Raw genomic sequence first — 14,232 nt, forward strand, 5'->3', positions numbered from 1 at the left:
GCTTCAACCTCGATCTCAGGATGAGGCGGGCCGCTTGTAAGCGGCCCGTTTTTGATTCATCCTTGGGGCATGGAACGGCGGGGGAGGATAAGGAGCGTCGGTGCCGGGCCGGAGGCGGCCCGCGTACCACCGCACGACCTGGAGGCCGAGCGGGCCGTGATCGGGGCGATGCTCGTCTCGGAGGCTGCGGTCTCCACCGTCGCCGAGAAGCTCGCCGCCGAGGACTTCTACTCGGAGACGCACCGCATCATCTACTCGGCGATGATGCGGCTCTACTCCCGCGGGGACCCCATAGACCAGCTCACGCTCACCAACGAGCTGCGTGGCAGCGGCGAGTTCGACAAGGTCGGCGGACGGGCTTACATCTTCGAGATCGTCGAGAGCGTCCCGACGACGGCGAACGTCTCCCGCTACGCCGACATAGTGCGCTCGAAGGCGATCCTCAGGGCCGTGATAGACGCCTCGAGCCGCATCGCCGAGGACGCCTTCCGGGAACCGGAGGACGTGGGGGAGGCGCTCGATGCCGCCGAGCAACTCATCTACAGCATCTCCAACCGGCGTCTCAAGGAGCAGCTCTCCCCGGTCTCCGAGCTCGCGCCGGGGGCGCTGGAGATGATCCAGCAGCTCTACGAGTCCGAGGGGGAGGTGACCGGGGTCGAGACCGGCTTCGAGGACCTCGACCGCCTGACGACGGGCTTCCACAAGAGCGACCTCATCATCCTCGCCGCCCGGCCCGCGATGGGGAAGTGCGTGAAGTGGGACAACCTGGTCGTAGACCCGGAGAGCGGCGAGAGGTTGACGATCGAGGAGTGCGTTAAGCGCCGGCTGCCCCGCGTATCGAACGTCTCCGAAGCCGGAGAGCTGCAGACTACCGACATCTCGGACTGGATAGACAGCGGCGTGAAGCCGTGCTACCGCGTCGTCACCCGTACCGGTCGCAGCGTCGAGGTCACCGGTCACCACCCGTTTCTGACGGTGAAGGGATGGACGCCGCTGCACGACCTCGAGGTAGGCGACAGCATCGCCGTGCCGCGCGGGTTGCCGGTGTTCGGGAGCGACGAGACGTGGCCCCTGGACCTGGTCCGGTTGCTCGCTTACTTCATCGCCGAGGGTGGACCGACCCGCGAATGTCCGAAGTGGACGAACGCGGATCCCCAGCTCGTAGAGGACTTCCGCCGGTGCATCGGGGAGCAGTTCCCCGACGCGGTCGTGACGAAGGAGCCCCATCGCCCGTACGACTACAAGGTCGTGGGCAATGGAGAGCGGCGAGGGATGAACAGTAATCCCGTCACCGCCTGGCTGAGAGAGCTTGGCCTCATGGGCAAGTATGCCGGGGACAAATCGTTCCCTTCGCTCGTCTGGCGGTGGAGCCGGCGCTACCTGGCCGAGTTCCTGCGCGTGCTGTTCAGTTGCGACGGGACCATCTACGGGTTGGGGAAGCATCCGCGCATCGAGTTCAGCGTCGGCTCCGAACGGCTCGCCCGCGACGTCCACCACGCCCTCCTGCGCTTCGGCATCGTCGCCAAGCTCTGGCGAAAGAAGGAGCGGTGCTGGAGGGTTGAGATCACCGCCCCCGACTCCGTGTTGCGCTACCAGGCGGAGATCGGCTGGATCGGGGAGAAGGCCCTCCGGTTTGCGGGCGGGGCTTTCGCGGAGCGCGAGCTGCCGAAGCGCGTTCCCAACTACGGCCACCCCCCAAGGGAGGTCTGGGAGCTGGTGCGCGAGGCCGCCGCGCGGCGGGGCCTGAGCCTCTCGGAGCTGGGACGGCGCGCTCGAGAGATGGAGAGGCATGGCAGGCGCGCCGGCTACAACCCGCACACCAACAGGAACCTGCCCGCCTATCGGCTGGCGCGGTATGCAGAGGTTCTGAACGATGAAAGACTTGCGCGCATAGCCAGCCCGGATCTCTTTTGGGACGAGATCGTCTCCATAGAGTACGTGGGAGAACACCGGGTCTACGACCTGACCGTGCCCGAAGGGGCCAACTTCGTCGCCCAGGACATCTTCGTGCACAACACCGCCTTCGCGCTGAACGCCATCTGGCACGCCGCCGGGGTGCAGAAGAAGCCGGTCGCGATCTTCTCGCTGGAGATGAGCAAGGAGCAGCTCGTCCAGCGTCTGATCTCCCAGACCACCCGCATAAGGGCGCAGGATCTCAGGAGCGGCAACGTGAAACCCGAGGACTGGCCGAAGCTCGTGCGGGGGGTGGCCGAGGTCTCGGGGGCCCCCATCTGGATAGACGACACCGCCGGCATCTCGCTGATGGAGATGCGGGCCAAGGTCAGGCGCCTCTCCAGCCGCCTGTTGGCCCAGGAAGGACGCCCGCTCGCGCTCGTCGTCGTGGACTACCTCCAGCTCATGGTCGGGCAGAACCGCGAGAACCGCCAGCAGGAGATCGCCGAGATCAGCCGCGGCCTCAAGGTCCTCGCCCGCGACCTGGACGTGCCCGTCCTGGCGATAGCCCAGCTCTCCCGCGCCGTCGAGCAGCGCCACGACAAACGCCCGCTGCTCTCGGATTTGCGCGACTCGGGGGCCATCGAGCAGGACGCCGACCTAGTGATGTTCCTCTACCGCGACGAGTACTACAACCCCGACTCCGACGACAAAGGCATCGCCGAGGTCATCGTCGGCAAGCACCGCAACGGGCCCACCGGCAAGGTTCAGCTCGCCTGGATGGAGCAGTACACCAAGTTCGCCTCGCTCGCGAAGGGGCTCTGAGGGCTACCTTATGTCCGTACCCATCGCGTGGTAGCCGCCGTCGACGTGGACTATCTCGCCCGTCGTCGCCGGCCACCAGTCGGAGAGCAGGCTCACCACCGCCCGGCCCACCGGCTCGGGGTCGTTCGCCTTCCAGCCCAGAGGCGCCCTCTTGTCCCACACTCCCTCTATCTCCGAAAAACCGCTTATGCCACTCGCCGCGAGCGTCTTCAGAGGGCCGGCCGAGACCAGGTTCACCCGGATGCCCCGCTCGCCGAGGTCTCGCGCCAGGTAGCGCGCGGTCGACTCCAGGGCGGCCTTCGCCACCCCCATCCAGTCGTACGCCGGCCACGCCACGCTCGCGTCGAAGTCGAGCCCGACGACCGAGGAGCCTTCGGGCATGATCCCGGCGAGCCCGGCGGCTATCGCCTTTAGCGAGTAAGCCGAGGTCTGGAGCGCCGTCGCGACCGAGGGCCAGCCGGCGTTGAGGAAGTTGCCGCCGAGCGCGTCCTCCGGGGCGAAGGCGATGGCGTGCACCACCCCGTCCACCTCCCCCCAGCACTCCCCCAGCTCGCGGGCGACGTTCTCTATGTCTTCCGGCTTGTTCGCGTCCAGCTCCAGCACCGGGGGCTCCGGGTCCATCCTGCGCGCCGTGCGCCGGGTAAGGCTCGCCGCGCGCCCGAAGCTGGACAGCGCTATCTCGGCCCCCTGCTCCTGGGCTATCCTCGCCACAGTGTAGGCTATCGAGCGCCGGTCGAGCACCCCGGTAACCAGCACCTTCTTGCCCTGCAGTATGCCGCCCATTCTCTTCCTCCTCAAAACATGATCGTTCGTGCTCGGGGGTCTCCCGACCCGGGACAGACAGTCTAGGTGATGCGGCACCCGTGTGCCAAAGGTGCCCTTTCTTGAGGCCTGTTGGTTACAATCATCCACAGATGTAGTTTAGAATCGTCGCCGTGAAGAAGCTGCGCGCAGGGCTCGAGCATTCCTTGGCCGGGAGGGTTGCCCTCCTTCTCGGCGTACTGGTGTTCGTGGTCGCATTCAGCCTCTACCTCGCCACGCTCGCCCCGACCGTGCTGCCGCGTGACGTGAGCGCCGGGCTGGCCGATGCCGGGCTCTTCCAGGTAAGGGTTTACATACTCGGCATCCCGAACCCCACCGGTTATCCGACATACCTGCTCCTGAGCAAGCTCTTCACCTACCTGCCGGTCGGGGATATCGGCTATCGGGTCAACCTGGCTTCGGCTGTCTACGCCGCTGTGGCGGTGCTCCTGTTGTTCTCGATGCTGCGGGTGCTGACGGGGAGGGTCGTTCCCTCCGCCGCCGCCGCGCTGCTTTTCGGAGTCTCGCGCGCCTTCTGGAGCCAGGCGGTCATCGCCGAGGTCTACACGCTCAACGTGATGTTCGTCTGCCTGCTCTGCCTGATGTTCATGCTCTGGAGGGTGCGCCGGCGGGATCGCTACCTGCTGCTCGCCGCGCTATTCATGGGGCTCTCGCTCACCAACCACCTGACGAGCGGGCTGCTCATCCCGGCCGGTCTGGTCTTCGTGGGCCTGACCGACTGGAGGAAGCTGCTCGACTGGCGGCTGGTCCTCAAGTCTGCCGGGCTGTTCGTCGCCGGCCTCCTCCCCTACGTGTACCTGCCGGTCCGGGCTATGGCGCACCCACCGCTGAGCGGCTACCATCTGACCTCTCTGAAGGGGTTCTTCTCCTTTGTGACCGGGAGCAGCTTCCAGGGGCAGATGTTCGTTTACAGCTTCTCCCAGCTCCCCTGGCGGCTGGAGTTCTACCTCGGTCATCTGCTGGACCAGTTCTCTCCGGCCTTCCTGGTGGTGGCCGCGTTCGGGTTCTGGTACATGATCTTCACCGACCGGGCGGCGGCCGCCTTCTTCGGCATCCTGTATGCTGGCTGGCTCGCCTTTGCCCTCGAGTACGCAATTCCGGACGTCTGGGTATATTTCATCCCGACCTACCTGATCGTCTGTGTCTTCGTCGCCTCTGGGCTCGTGGCGCTCTTCGAGGGGGGCGGGTACCTGGTCCGGCGCTGGCGGCTGACCGAGCACCTTTCTGCCGCGCAGCGTCTGGCCGCGGCCGGAGCCATCGGTTTGCTGGCGCTCGCCGCCCCGCTCGCTGGTGTGCACGATACCTATCGGGTGGTTGATCACAGCGACTACTATCAGGCCAGGAAGACCATAAATCTTGTGGCCAGGGGCGTGCCGCGCGGGGCCACGGTTGTCACCAACGGCAGCAGCCTGTGGTACATGAAGCTGGTCGAGCATCGAAGGTCAGACCTGAAGATAGTTTCGCCGTTTTTGAACCCCGAGGAGTGGAGCCAGCAGGCCAAACCCTGGGTAAGGCTCTCCAGGAAGTATCTGCGGGAGGGAGACAGGGTGTACGTGCTCCTGCCCGGGGGACGCGACGATTACTATAGAGGCTACTTCGAGCGGTCCGGCCTGAGGCTGGTCTCGCACGATGGTGGCGTCTTCTACAGGGTCGAGGAGAGCGGCGGAGGAGGCTGAGTCTGGCATGCTGGTGGCAGTACTGAGCCGGAGGTTGGTTTGAGCGACTGGGAAGATCTCGCCGGCTACGTGGCCTCGCTTCCTCCCGAAGAGCAGGCCTCCTTCTCCCGGCACGCCGGGATGGACCTCACCGGCGGGCAGGAAGCTGCCGCGAGGACGCTACGCGCCTACGCCGCCGGGAACCCCGGTGTGAGCCCCTCCTCGTTTCTCTCATCGGTCTGCTCTCAGGCGGCCTTCGCCTGCGATACCGGGATGGCCCGCCGCGCGGGGGAGGCCGCCCTGCAGCTCGCCCAGAGCGGGGAGGATCGTCAGCTCGCCCATGTCGCGCTCGCGCAGCTCCACTTCCAGAACCGGAGGGATAAAGGCGAGCTTGATGCCTTCGAGCGGCACTGTCTGGAGGCCGTACGCCTCGGGCACGCCGGGACCTTCTGCTACGAACGGCTCACCACCCTCTACGAGTACCGGGGACAGACCGGGAAGGCCAGAGAAATCTGCTCCCGGGCCATTGAGGTCCTCGAAGGCGCCGGGGATACATCCTCGGCCGACCGCTTCCGCAGGCGGCTCGAGCGCTTCTCCGCCCGCGGTGGAAGGTGAAACCCTGCGGAGGGAGCGGCGTATATCCGTAGTAGAATAATGCGTAGCAAGAAGTGTGATGTCGTATACCGAAAGGACGGTGAGATGAGGTGGGTGGCTATTTCGGCTACTTCATGGTACTGATCCTGGGGGCTATTATCTCCGGTGGCGCCGCGTTGTGGGTGAGAAGCTCCTACGCGCGTTACTCGGGCCAGAGGAGCATGAGCGGCCTGAGCGGAGCGCAGGTGGCGCGCATGATCCTGGACCGCAACGGGCTATATGACGTCAGGGTCGAGCCCGTCGCAGGACAGCTGACCGACCACTACGACCCGGGGGCCAAGGTTGTCCGGCTCTCCGAGGGCAACTTCACCAAAAGCTCGATCGCGGCGGTCAGCGTAGCGGCGCACGAGTGCGGGCACGCCATCCAGGACGCCAGAGGATACCTGCCGATGAAGTTCAGGAGCGGGATGTTCCCGATAGTGAGCTTCAGCAGCCAGATCTGGCCTCTGGCGTTCTTCGCGGCGATAATCATGGGGGTGGGTACAGCGCTGGGCTCACTGCTCATCCAGATAGCGGTCATACTCTTCTTGGCCGTCCTGGCCTTCCATGTGGTGACGCTGCCGGTGGAGATAAACGCCTCGACCCGCGCCTACGGGCTCTTGAAGAGCTACGGTGTACTCTCCAGCCAGGAGGTGGCTGGGACCCGCCGGGTGCTCACGGCGGCGGCTTTCACCTACATCGCCGCGGCGCTCACGGCGCTTCTGACCTTCCTCTACCTCCTGTTCGTCAGCAGGCAGTAGGGTAGAGAGAGCGAGAGTGAAGCTTTCGGGGGCGGGTCACCGCCCCTTTTCGTTCTCCGGATCTCTGGCCGTTTGAGGCGCGCTGCGATGCTAGAATGCCGCTTGGTGGAAGGTATAGAGCACATAAGCAGGCGCCGCCGCAGGGTACGCGGCCTCGGGGAGCCACACCCCTGGGAGCCGCGTCACATGCGGCTCATGAACGCGCGCTTCGCTGAGGCTGTCGGAGATCCGGCCGGGGCGCGCAACATAACCCTCGGGGTGATAAAGCACCTGTGGAGATCTCCCGTCCCGTTCGTCGGGTTCTATCCCCCGGAGGGCGTGCCGGTAACCGGCAGGCGACCCTACTCTCCGGCGCCGCCGCGTCTGGTGGAAGACGCCGAGTACCTCGCCGGGGTCGAGGAGCACAAGCGGGCCTTCGCCCGACGGTTGCAGGAGACCATGGTCTGCGGCGGGGAACTCTCCGGGTATTTCTGTGCCCCGACCGAGTCCGGCTGGACGATGACCCTGGATCTCGTCGATCGGGTGCTCGACCTCTACGATGCCACTGGAGAGCACAGTCGGCATGAGCTCTCGGGGGATATAGCGCCGTTCGTGTGGGCCTACCGCAACTGCGGGTTCTGTGTGATCTCGATCTACGACAAGGACATACAGGCCCTGCGGGACGACCTGCTCTTCTTCGCCAAGCGCGAAGGGGTGGAGCTCCGGTGGCGCACCAACGCCGCCTGATGCCGTTCGGGGGTCGACGGGTATAATCAGGGTATCCGGCGGGGGCGTGCCCCGCCGGTGTGGCTGGCAACCACAGAGAAAGAAAAGCGGAGACGGAGAGAAAATGCCTTTCAGGCGCAGCACCGGCGGTTTCGCGGCCCTCAGCGCGCCCGAGGGTTTCACACGGCGGGATTTCGAGGAGGCCGGGGTCAGGTTCGTCGAACGCAGCTACCAGGCAAAGGAGACGATCTTCGCCCCTGGAGACCCCGACGACCAGCTCTACTTCCTGCTCGAGGGTACGATAAGGCTCTACCGGCTCTACGACGGCTACAAGGAAGCCACCACGGCCATCCTCAAGGACGGGGGTATCTTCGGAAAGCTGAGCCTCGTGGAGGGGCGCTGGCAAAATGTCTTCGCCGAGGCAGTGACCGACGTGCGGGTGGCTGGGGTGCCGAAGAGTTCGCTGGAGCAGGTGGTGAAGAACAACCCCGAGTTCGCGCTCAAGCTCTTCTCCTCGCTCTCCGAGCGCCTCAGGCAGTCGGACGAGGTGATAGAGCGGCTGCTGCACCGTGAGGTCTCCACCCGGCTGGCCGCGCTCCTGCTCAACCTTTCCGAGAGGCTGGGGAACGGGGACGGGGAAGGAGCGGTGATAGACCTCAGGCTCACCCACCGGGATCTGGCCAACATGATCGCATCCACCCGGGAGGCTGTCTCGAAGGTGATGAGCGAGTTCCAGCGCGAGGGGTACATAAAGGTGCTCAACCGGCGCATTGTGATCGCCGACCGCGCGGCGCTCGAGGAGCAGGCATCGAAGATCTCGGGGCTTCAGGTGGACGGCCAGCAGCCCATATAAGGGTATAAGGGGACGCACGGGGGTGCGAAACCCCGCATACCTGCACGTCGTATACTGAGGATGTCATGGGTTACACCTCCGCAGCGGAACTGGCCAGATGGCGCGAGAGGCTCGGCCGGCTCTCGCTCGACAGGACGAAGCTCGAGGATGACGAGCTGGTCGAGCGTACTCTTGCCGGGGACTTGCGTTCCTACGAGGAGCTGGTCCGGAGGTACGAGAGGCTCGTCTGGAGGGTGCTCTATCCTTACTCCAGGCGTGAGGTATCGGCCGAGGATCTCGTACAGGAGACGTTCTTGAGGGCCTACGACAGGCTCGAATCCTTCAACCCCCAGTACAGGTTCAAGACCTGGCTGCTCGCGATCGCCAACAACCTCGGCGTGGACACGCTCAGGAGAAGGAAAGAGACCATCGAGTTCATCCCGGAGGTGCATTCGGGGCACGAATCCAGCGGGCCCGAGGACGAGGCCGTCGAGGCCGACCGCTCGCGCAGCATCCAGAGGATGGTTGTGGACCTGCCGGAATCCTACAGCGTACCGCTGATCCTGCGCTACGCCGAAGGGCTCAGCTACGCGGAGATCTCCGAGGTTCTCGGAATCTCGGTACCGGCTGTCAAGAGCAGGCTCTTTCGGGCCCGCAACATGCTTGCGAACCGGCTGGAGGAATCCGGAGAGGTCCTGTGAGGTGTCAGGATGGAAGGACCGGATGCGATCCCACGCGTGTCTTCGAGTTTGCGGAGGGTTCGCTAGATCCCCGGGAGGAGAGGGAGGTGCGCGAGCATCTGTCGTGCTGCCCGGAGTGCCGGCGGCTCTACGAGCGGGAGTCTGGGCTGAGCTCTTTCCTCGCGGGGAGCATGGGCCGCTGCGTCCCGGTGGAGAGGAGCTCCATAAGCCGGGGCGTGGTGATGGCCCTGCCCACCCGATCGGCGAAGGTCCGGGCCGCTTGGTGCGCCCTGGCGATCGTGCTGTTCGTCGCCGCACTGCTGGATCTGGAGCGTACGGGGGGGGTAGAACTGGTGGGCGCTTTCGCCGGGGCGTTCAACGAGCTCTCCGGGCTCATTTCGGGGGTTGCGGAGGCCGTGCACACTGGGATCTCGGTAGCCGCTTGGCCGCTTCTTCTGATCCTCGGGGTCGGGACCTTCGTGGACGCCGTCATAGCGGTGGTCGTGGTGGCTGCCGTCCGCCGCTCGCGGCGGGCATGAGGGCGGCACCGACCCTACCGCTCTCGCGTTCCGTTCGCCTTCTGGCATTGCTCGCGTTTGGGCTTTTCGTGCTTGCTCCTGCCCAGCCGGCACGGGCATTCGTGGACCGGGCGATCGGGGATGTGGTGGTGCGCGACGGGCAGACCGTGGACTCGGCCACTACCGCCATAGGCGACGTCACGGTCGAGCCCGGGGCCCGTGTCAGGGGGGACGTAAGCTCCGGGATGGGGAACATACTCGTTGAGGGCCGGGTGGGTGGGAACGTGAACTCCGGCTCCGGGGACGTCCGCATAATGGGGCCGGTCGCCGGTGGGGTCAAGGCCGGAAACGGCAACGTCTACATAGACGCCCCGGTGGGCGGAGATGTAGACGTGGGACATGGGAGCATTCACAACGGCCCCCGCGCCTGGTTCGGCGGGAGCATAATATGTCGCAGCTGCAGCATGCCCGAGGAGAGCCGGCAGATGAGCGCGAGGCCCGAGGTGACGGGGGTGGCCTTCCAGAACAGCGGGCTGCGGGGTACGGATCCCGGAGGGACGGATGGTGGGGGAAGTTTGATCGGCTGGGGGCTTGGGACGCTCGCGTTCGTCGCCTGCAGCGTCCTTCTGACTATGGTGATGCCGCGCCCGCTGGCTTCGGCGGCCAGGAGCATAGAGTGGTATCCGGGGCGTTCGCTACTCGTGGGGGTTGCTTCGGTACCGCTGTTCGTGGTGCTCGGGGTCGTGCTCGCGGTCTCGGTCGTCGGTGGGCCGGTGCTAGTTTTGCTGGTCCCTGCTTACTTCGGGCTCGCGCTCTTCGGGACGGTGGCCACGGCGTACTTCCTCGGGCGCAGGACGCTTTTCGCCACCGGGCGTTACAGGAGCGGCAACGCCGCGGCGGCCATAGTCGGGGCGGTTCTCGTCGCCATCTCGGCGCTGGTGCCGATGGTGGGAACCTTCTTGCTCTGCGGGCTGGTGCTGCTCGGGCTTGGGGCCACTGTGCTGGCGGTGCTTTCCAGGAGGCGCGGTCTATAGGGCGGTATTTTCTTGACTTTCTCCTCCGCCGGGAGTAGTTTCTTGACTGGTTATACAGCGCGCACGGATCATCCGTGATGCCCGCGGCACCGAGCGTGAAGAAAGGAGGCTCCAAGCTGACAGTATCCCCGGATAGGCTAGCGACCTCGCAACAGGAGGCGGGGGGATCGCTACGGGGTATAAAGAGCCGGTCCCCGCGGGAGGAGGCCCTGCGGCGTTTCCTCGCCAGCAAGAGCGCCCTCGTGGGGCTTGCGATATTCCTGATCATGATACTCGTTGCGATCCTCGCGCCCGTGCTGGCGCGATACAATCCCAACATCCAGTTCCGAAACGGCCTTACGGCCACCGGAAGCCCGCTACCACCCTCCGGTAAGTTCTGGCTCGGCACCGACCCCCTCGGGCGCGACCTGTATTCCAGGCTCATCTACGGGGCGCGCACCTCGATGGAGGTCGCCATCCTGGCGAACATAATCTCCACGATAATAGGCGTCGCCATAGGTGCGGTGGCCGGGTTTTTCGGTGGGATCATTGATACGCTGCTCATGCGCTTCACCGACGTGATGATGAGCTTCCCGGTCCTGCTTTTCGCTGCCTTCCTTTCGGTGGCGCTCAAACCGGGTCTCAAGGTCGTCATCTTCGTCATCGGGTTCGTGAGCTGGTTCTACCTCGCCCGGATCGTGCGCGGTGAGATCCTCTCGGTGAAGAACCGCGACTATGTGGACGCGGCGCGAAGTATCGGGGTGAGCCGGTTCCGGATCCTGATCCGGCACCTTCTGCCGCAGGTCTACGGTCAGATCATCGTCTACGTCACGCTCGGGTTCTCGACCACCGTGCTCTACGAAGCGATCCTCTCGTTCCTCGGCATCGGCGTTCAGCCGCCGACCCCGAGCTGGGGGAACCTGATAAGCGACGGTGACCAGTATCTCACCTCGGCTCCCTGGATAGCGGTCTTCCCTGGTCTAGCGGTTGCGATCACGGTCCTCGGGCTCAACCTGCTGGGCGACGGGCTCAGAGATGCGCTAGACCCGAGAAAGTAGTTTTGAAGGAGTGGTGCTGCCGGAGGGTCCGGCGGGACGTGAAGGAAGGAAGGAGGAGATGATGACAAGGAAGAGAGGCGAGGACGAGGCCAACCCGTACACCTCCGGCGGCCGGAGGCGGGTCAGCCGCCGCGATTTCCTGAAGGCGGGGGGAGCGAGCCTAGCCGGGGCCGCCCTGCTCGGGGCCGCCGGATGTGGTGGAGGACAGGGTGGCTCGAGCGGTGGCGGCGGGAGCGCCAGCCGACCCATACAGGTCACTACCCAGCAGGACATCCCGCACACCGATCCGGCTCTGGGTTACGACACGCTCAGCTGGCCGGTGATCCACGCGACCTTCGTGACGCTCATCACCTACAACAAGAGTGGAGAGGGCTTCGTGCCATGGGCCGCGACCGAGGTGCCCAAGCCAGAGAACGGCGGGCACAAGTACGTCTTCAATATACACAAGGGGCTGAAGTTTACCGACGGAGAGCCGGTGAATGCGCAGGCGTTCAAGTACGCGATAGAGCGCGTCCTTGACCCGAAGACCAAGAGCCCGGTAGCGGACTTCTACACCAACATCGTCGGCGGAGCGGCTTACCGCAAGAACCCCAAGGGGGACGTCAAGGGCATCAAGGTGCTCTCTCCTTACAGGATAGAGTTCGACCTGGAGAAGCCCGACCAGACCTTCCTGCAGACCATGGCGATACCACCGGCCTCGGCGGTGCCACAGAAGGCGGTCGAGAAGGCGGGCCCGAACTTCGACACCCACCCGGTCGGGAGCGGACCTTTCATGGTCAAGCAGTTCAGTCACGGATCGAAGCTCATCCTGGTTAAGAACAAGAGCTACAAGAACCCGAGCGGCTCGCCCGAGACCACCGAAGCCAAGTCCAACGAGATAGACATCACCATCGGGATAAGTCCGACGACCGAGATCCAGCGGGTCGAATCGGGCCAGAACGACTACGCTTTCGACTTTCCGTCCGCACAGTACAACCAGGTAAAGAACAACCCCAAGTACAAGAGCTACATCAAGAGCGCGGTCTCGAACACGCTCTGGTACCTCTTCTACAACACCCAGCAGAAGCCCTTCACCGACCCCAAGGTGCGCCTCGCCTTCCAGTATGCGATAGACAAGAAGCGTATCGCCCAGGTTCTCGCGGGGCTGGTCGTACCGACGAACCAGATTCTGCCGCCCCACATGCCGGGCTACGACCCGAGCATAAAGGGCTATCCATACGATCCGGAGAAGGCGAGGTCGCTCCTGAAGGAGGCCGGCTACGGCAACGGCTTCCACATCGAGTTCTGGGACCAGAATACCTCGGACGAGCCGAAGGTGGACCAGGTCATACAGAACAACCTGTCCCAGATAGGGATAAAGATGACGCTGCACAGCATCTCGTTCAGCGAGTGGATCAGCAAGATCGAGTCCGGTTCGGCCCAGGCCGGCGTCGGCGCCTGGAGCCAGGACTTCCCGGACCCCTCCGACTTCCTGGACGTCCTGTTCAACTCGAACCAGATCCCGACCAACAACCAGTCGCACTACTCGAACAAGACCGTCGACAAGGAGCTGGCGCAGGCCCTGATCGAGACGAACCACAAGAAGCGCCTGGCGATGTACCAGAAGATTCAGCGCCAAATCCTGGCAGACAACCCGATAGTGCCGCTCTACAACCAGAAGGCGGTCTACTTCGTCAACCCGAAGCTCAAGGGGACGGACATACACCCGGTCTTCTACCAGATCTACCAGCAGTGGTACCTGACGTGATCGGGGCAGTGGGGGTTTAGGATGGCTGCATACGCGCTGCGCAGGATAGCGTGGGTCGTCTTCACGCTGTTTCTGGTCTCGGTCATAACTTTCCTCATCGCGTTCGTCGTGCCGGTCAACCCGGCGCGGGTCGTAGCCGGCCCGAACGCCCCGCAGTCGGTGGTCAACAGCATCTATCATCAGCTCGGGTTGGACAGGCCGCTCTACGACCAGTACCTGAGCTTCGTGGACCGGGCGGTCCACGGCGACTTCGGGCGCTCCTATCGGACCCAGGAGGAGGTTCTGCCCACGATCCTGCAGCGGTTCCCGTACACGGCCGAGCTGGCGGTGGCCGGGGTGATCGTCGAACTGGTGATAGGCGTGACGACCGGCATCGTCGTCGCCGTCAAGCGGGGGTTTGTCGAGGGAATCTCGAACCTGTTCGTCCTCATCGGGCTGGCGATCCCGCAGTTCTGGCTCGGGATAATTCTGCTCTTCTTCCTGGCGTACAAGATCCCGCTCTTCCCGCTCGGTGGCACGGGGGGCTTGAAGGCGCTCATCCTGCCGGCCCTCACCTTCGGTATAACGGGTGCTGCGTTCTACACCCGGATGACCCGGGCAGGAATGCTCGAGGTCCTGAACGAGGACTACATCCGCACCGCGAAGGCCAAGGGCCTCAGTCAGAGCGCCGTCATCCTCAAGCACGCGTTCCGTAACGCGATGCGGGTCGTGGTGACGATGTTCGGGATGGACCTGGGCTACGCCCTCGGTGGCCTGCTGGTCATAGAGGAGGTCTTCGGCTGGCCGGGGATCGGTACGCTCGCTTGGCAGGCGGTGCAGAACCAGGACATACCCATGATCATGGGGACGGTGCTCTTCGCGAGCTTCCTGATCGTCGCGGCGAACCTGGTCATAGACCTGCTCTACCCGCTCCTCGATCCGCGGGTGGCCTACGACTGAGACGTGTGGCTTCAGGAAAGGGGGCCGGGACTGCCGGTCCCCTTTTTCTTTGTAAGGATAAGATAGAGTAGATACGAGACCCGGAGATTCGATTGAGAAATCCGATTGTGCTTTCCGAGGGGCCGCGGTTTGCTGACGAGTCTAGAGAAGT

At 64.4% G+C, this 14,232-nt stretch carries 13 protein-coding genes; 12 read left to right on the forward strand and 1 reads right to left on the reverse strand.

The window, feature by feature from the left end:
- Positions 1-69 precede the first annotated feature (69 nt).
- Positions 70-2,718 (forward strand): replicative DNA helicase, encoded by a 2,649-nt coding sequence (gene dnaB / locus PJB24_RS00540; protein ID WP_273841546.1) that lies wholly within the window; start codon positions 70-72, stop codon positions 2,716-2,718.
- A 3-nt stretch (positions 2,719-2,721) separates the two neighbouring features.
- On the opposite strand, the gene fabI is transcribed toward dnaB, so the two are convergent.
- Positions 2,722-3,501, reverse strand: a complete 780-nt coding sequence (gene fabI, locus PJB24_RS00545) for an enoyl-ACP reductase FabI (RefSeq protein WP_273841548.1) — start codon at positions 3,499-3,501, stop codon at positions 2,722-2,724.
- 152 nt (positions 3,502-3,653) lie between these two features.
- Here fabI and PJB24_RS00550 point away from each other — a divergent pair, with 152 nt between their 5' ends.
- The 11 genes from PJB24_RS00550 (at position 3,654) to PJB24_RS00600 (ending at position 14,081) form a co-directional block, all read left to right on the forward strand.
- Complete coding sequence (locus tag PJB24_RS00550; protein ID WP_273841551.1) at positions 3,654-5,216, forward strand: glycosyltransferase family 117 protein; 1,563 nt, start codon at positions 3,654-3,656, stop codon at positions 5,214-5,216.
- A gap of 39 nt (positions 5,217-5,255) precedes the next feature.
- Positions 5,256-5,810: a hypothetical protein gene (locus tag PJB24_RS00555; RefSeq protein WP_273841553.1), complete on the forward strand. Its 555-nt coding sequence runs from the start codon at positions 5,256-5,258 to the stop codon at positions 5,808-5,810.
- A gap of 89 nt (positions 5,811-5,899) precedes the next feature.
- Positions 5,900-6,589, forward strand: a complete 690-nt coding sequence (locus PJB24_RS00560; RefSeq protein WP_273841554.1) for a zinc metallopeptidase — start codon at positions 5,900-5,902, stop codon at positions 6,587-6,589.
- Positions 6,590-6,694: 105 nt separating this feature from the next.
- Entirely contained in the window at positions 6,695-7,315 is a 621-nt protein-coding gene (locus PJB24_RS00565; RefSeq protein ID WP_273841556.1) for a hypothetical protein, read from the forward strand.
- A 103-nt stretch (positions 7,316-7,418) separates the two neighbouring features.
- Complete coding sequence (locus PJB24_RS00570) at positions 7,419-8,147, forward strand: Crp/Fnr family transcriptional regulator (protein ID WP_273841559.1); 729 nt, start codon at positions 7,419-7,421, stop codon at positions 8,145-8,147.
- A 65-nt stretch (positions 8,148-8,212) separates the two neighbouring features.
- Positions 8,213-8,827: an RNA polymerase sigma factor gene (locus PJB24_RS00575; RefSeq protein WP_273841561.1), complete on the forward strand. Its 615-nt coding sequence runs from the start codon at positions 8,213-8,215 to the stop codon at positions 8,825-8,827.
- Positions 8,824-9,345, forward strand: coding sequence for an anti-sigma factor family protein (locus PJB24_RS00580; RefSeq protein ID WP_273841563.1), 522 nt, complete (start codon positions 8,824-8,826; stop codon positions 9,343-9,345). The genes PJB24_RS00575 and PJB24_RS00580 overlap by 4 nt, the downstream gene beginning before the upstream one ends.
- Positions 9,342-10,358, forward strand: coding sequence for a bactofilin family protein (locus PJB24_RS00585; RefSeq protein WP_273841566.1), 1,017 nt, complete (start codon positions 9,342-9,344; stop codon positions 10,356-10,358). The genes PJB24_RS00580 and PJB24_RS00585 overlap by 4 nt, the downstream gene beginning before the upstream one ends.
- Before the next feature lie 77 nt (positions 10,359-10,435).
- Positions 10,436-11,395 (forward strand): ABC transporter permease, encoded by a 960-nt coding sequence (locus tag PJB24_RS00590; protein ID WP_273841567.1) that lies wholly within the window; start codon positions 10,436-10,438, stop codon positions 11,393-11,395.
- A gap of 61 nt (positions 11,396-11,456) precedes the next feature.
- Positions 11,457-13,142 (forward strand): ABC transporter substrate-binding protein, encoded by a 1,686-nt coding sequence (locus tag PJB24_RS00595; protein WP_273841570.1) that lies wholly within the window; start codon positions 11,457-11,459, stop codon positions 13,140-13,142.
- 21 nt (positions 13,143-13,163) lie between these two features.
- On the forward strand, positions 13,164-14,081 hold the full coding sequence (locus PJB24_RS00600; protein WP_273841572.1) for an ABC transporter permease: 918 nt from the start codon (positions 13,164-13,166) through the stop codon (positions 14,079-14,081).
- The last annotated feature ends 151 nt before the right edge of the window (positions 14,082-14,232 follow it).

It is taken from the genome of Rubrobacter calidifluminis, from assembly GCF_028617075.1.
Classification (GTDB): Bacteria; Actinomycetota; Rubrobacteria; order Rubrobacterales; family Rubrobacteraceae; genus Rubrobacter_E; species Rubrobacter_E calidifluminis.

Excerpts from the sequence above, each read along its gene's own strand:
- dnaB (WP_273841546.1), top strand. The coding sequence starts at position 70 with ATGGAACGGCGGGGGAGGATAAGGAGCGTCGGTGCCGGGCCGGAGGCG.
- fabI (WP_273841548.1), bottom strand. The coding sequence starts at position 3,501 with ATGGGCGGCATACTGCAGGGCAAGAAGGTGCTGGTTACCGGGGTGCTC.
- PJB24_RS00570 (WP_273841559.1), top strand. The coding sequence starts at position 7,419 with ATGCCTTTCAGGCGCAGCACCGGCGGTTTCGCGGCCCTCAGCGCGCCC.
- PJB24_RS00575 (WP_273841561.1), top strand. The coding sequence starts at position 8,213 with ATGGGTTACACCTCCGCAGCGGAACTGGCCAGATGGCGCGAGAGGCTC.
- PJB24_RS00585 (WP_273841566.1), top strand. The coding sequence starts at position 9,342 with ATGAGGGCGGCACCGACCCTACCGCTCTCGCGTTCCGTTCGCCTTCTG.
- PJB24_RS00590 (WP_273841567.1), top strand. The coding sequence starts at position 10,436 with ATGCCCGCGGCACCGAGCGTGAAGAAAGGAGGCTCCAAGCTGACAGTA.
- PJB24_RS00595 (WP_273841570.1), top strand. The coding sequence starts at position 11,457 with ATGACAAGGAAGAGAGGCGAGGACGAGGCCAACCCGTACACCTCCGGC.
- PJB24_RS00600 (WP_273841572.1), top strand. The coding sequence starts at position 13,164 with ATGGCTGCATACGCGCTGCGCAGGATAGCGTGGGTCGTCTTCACGCTG.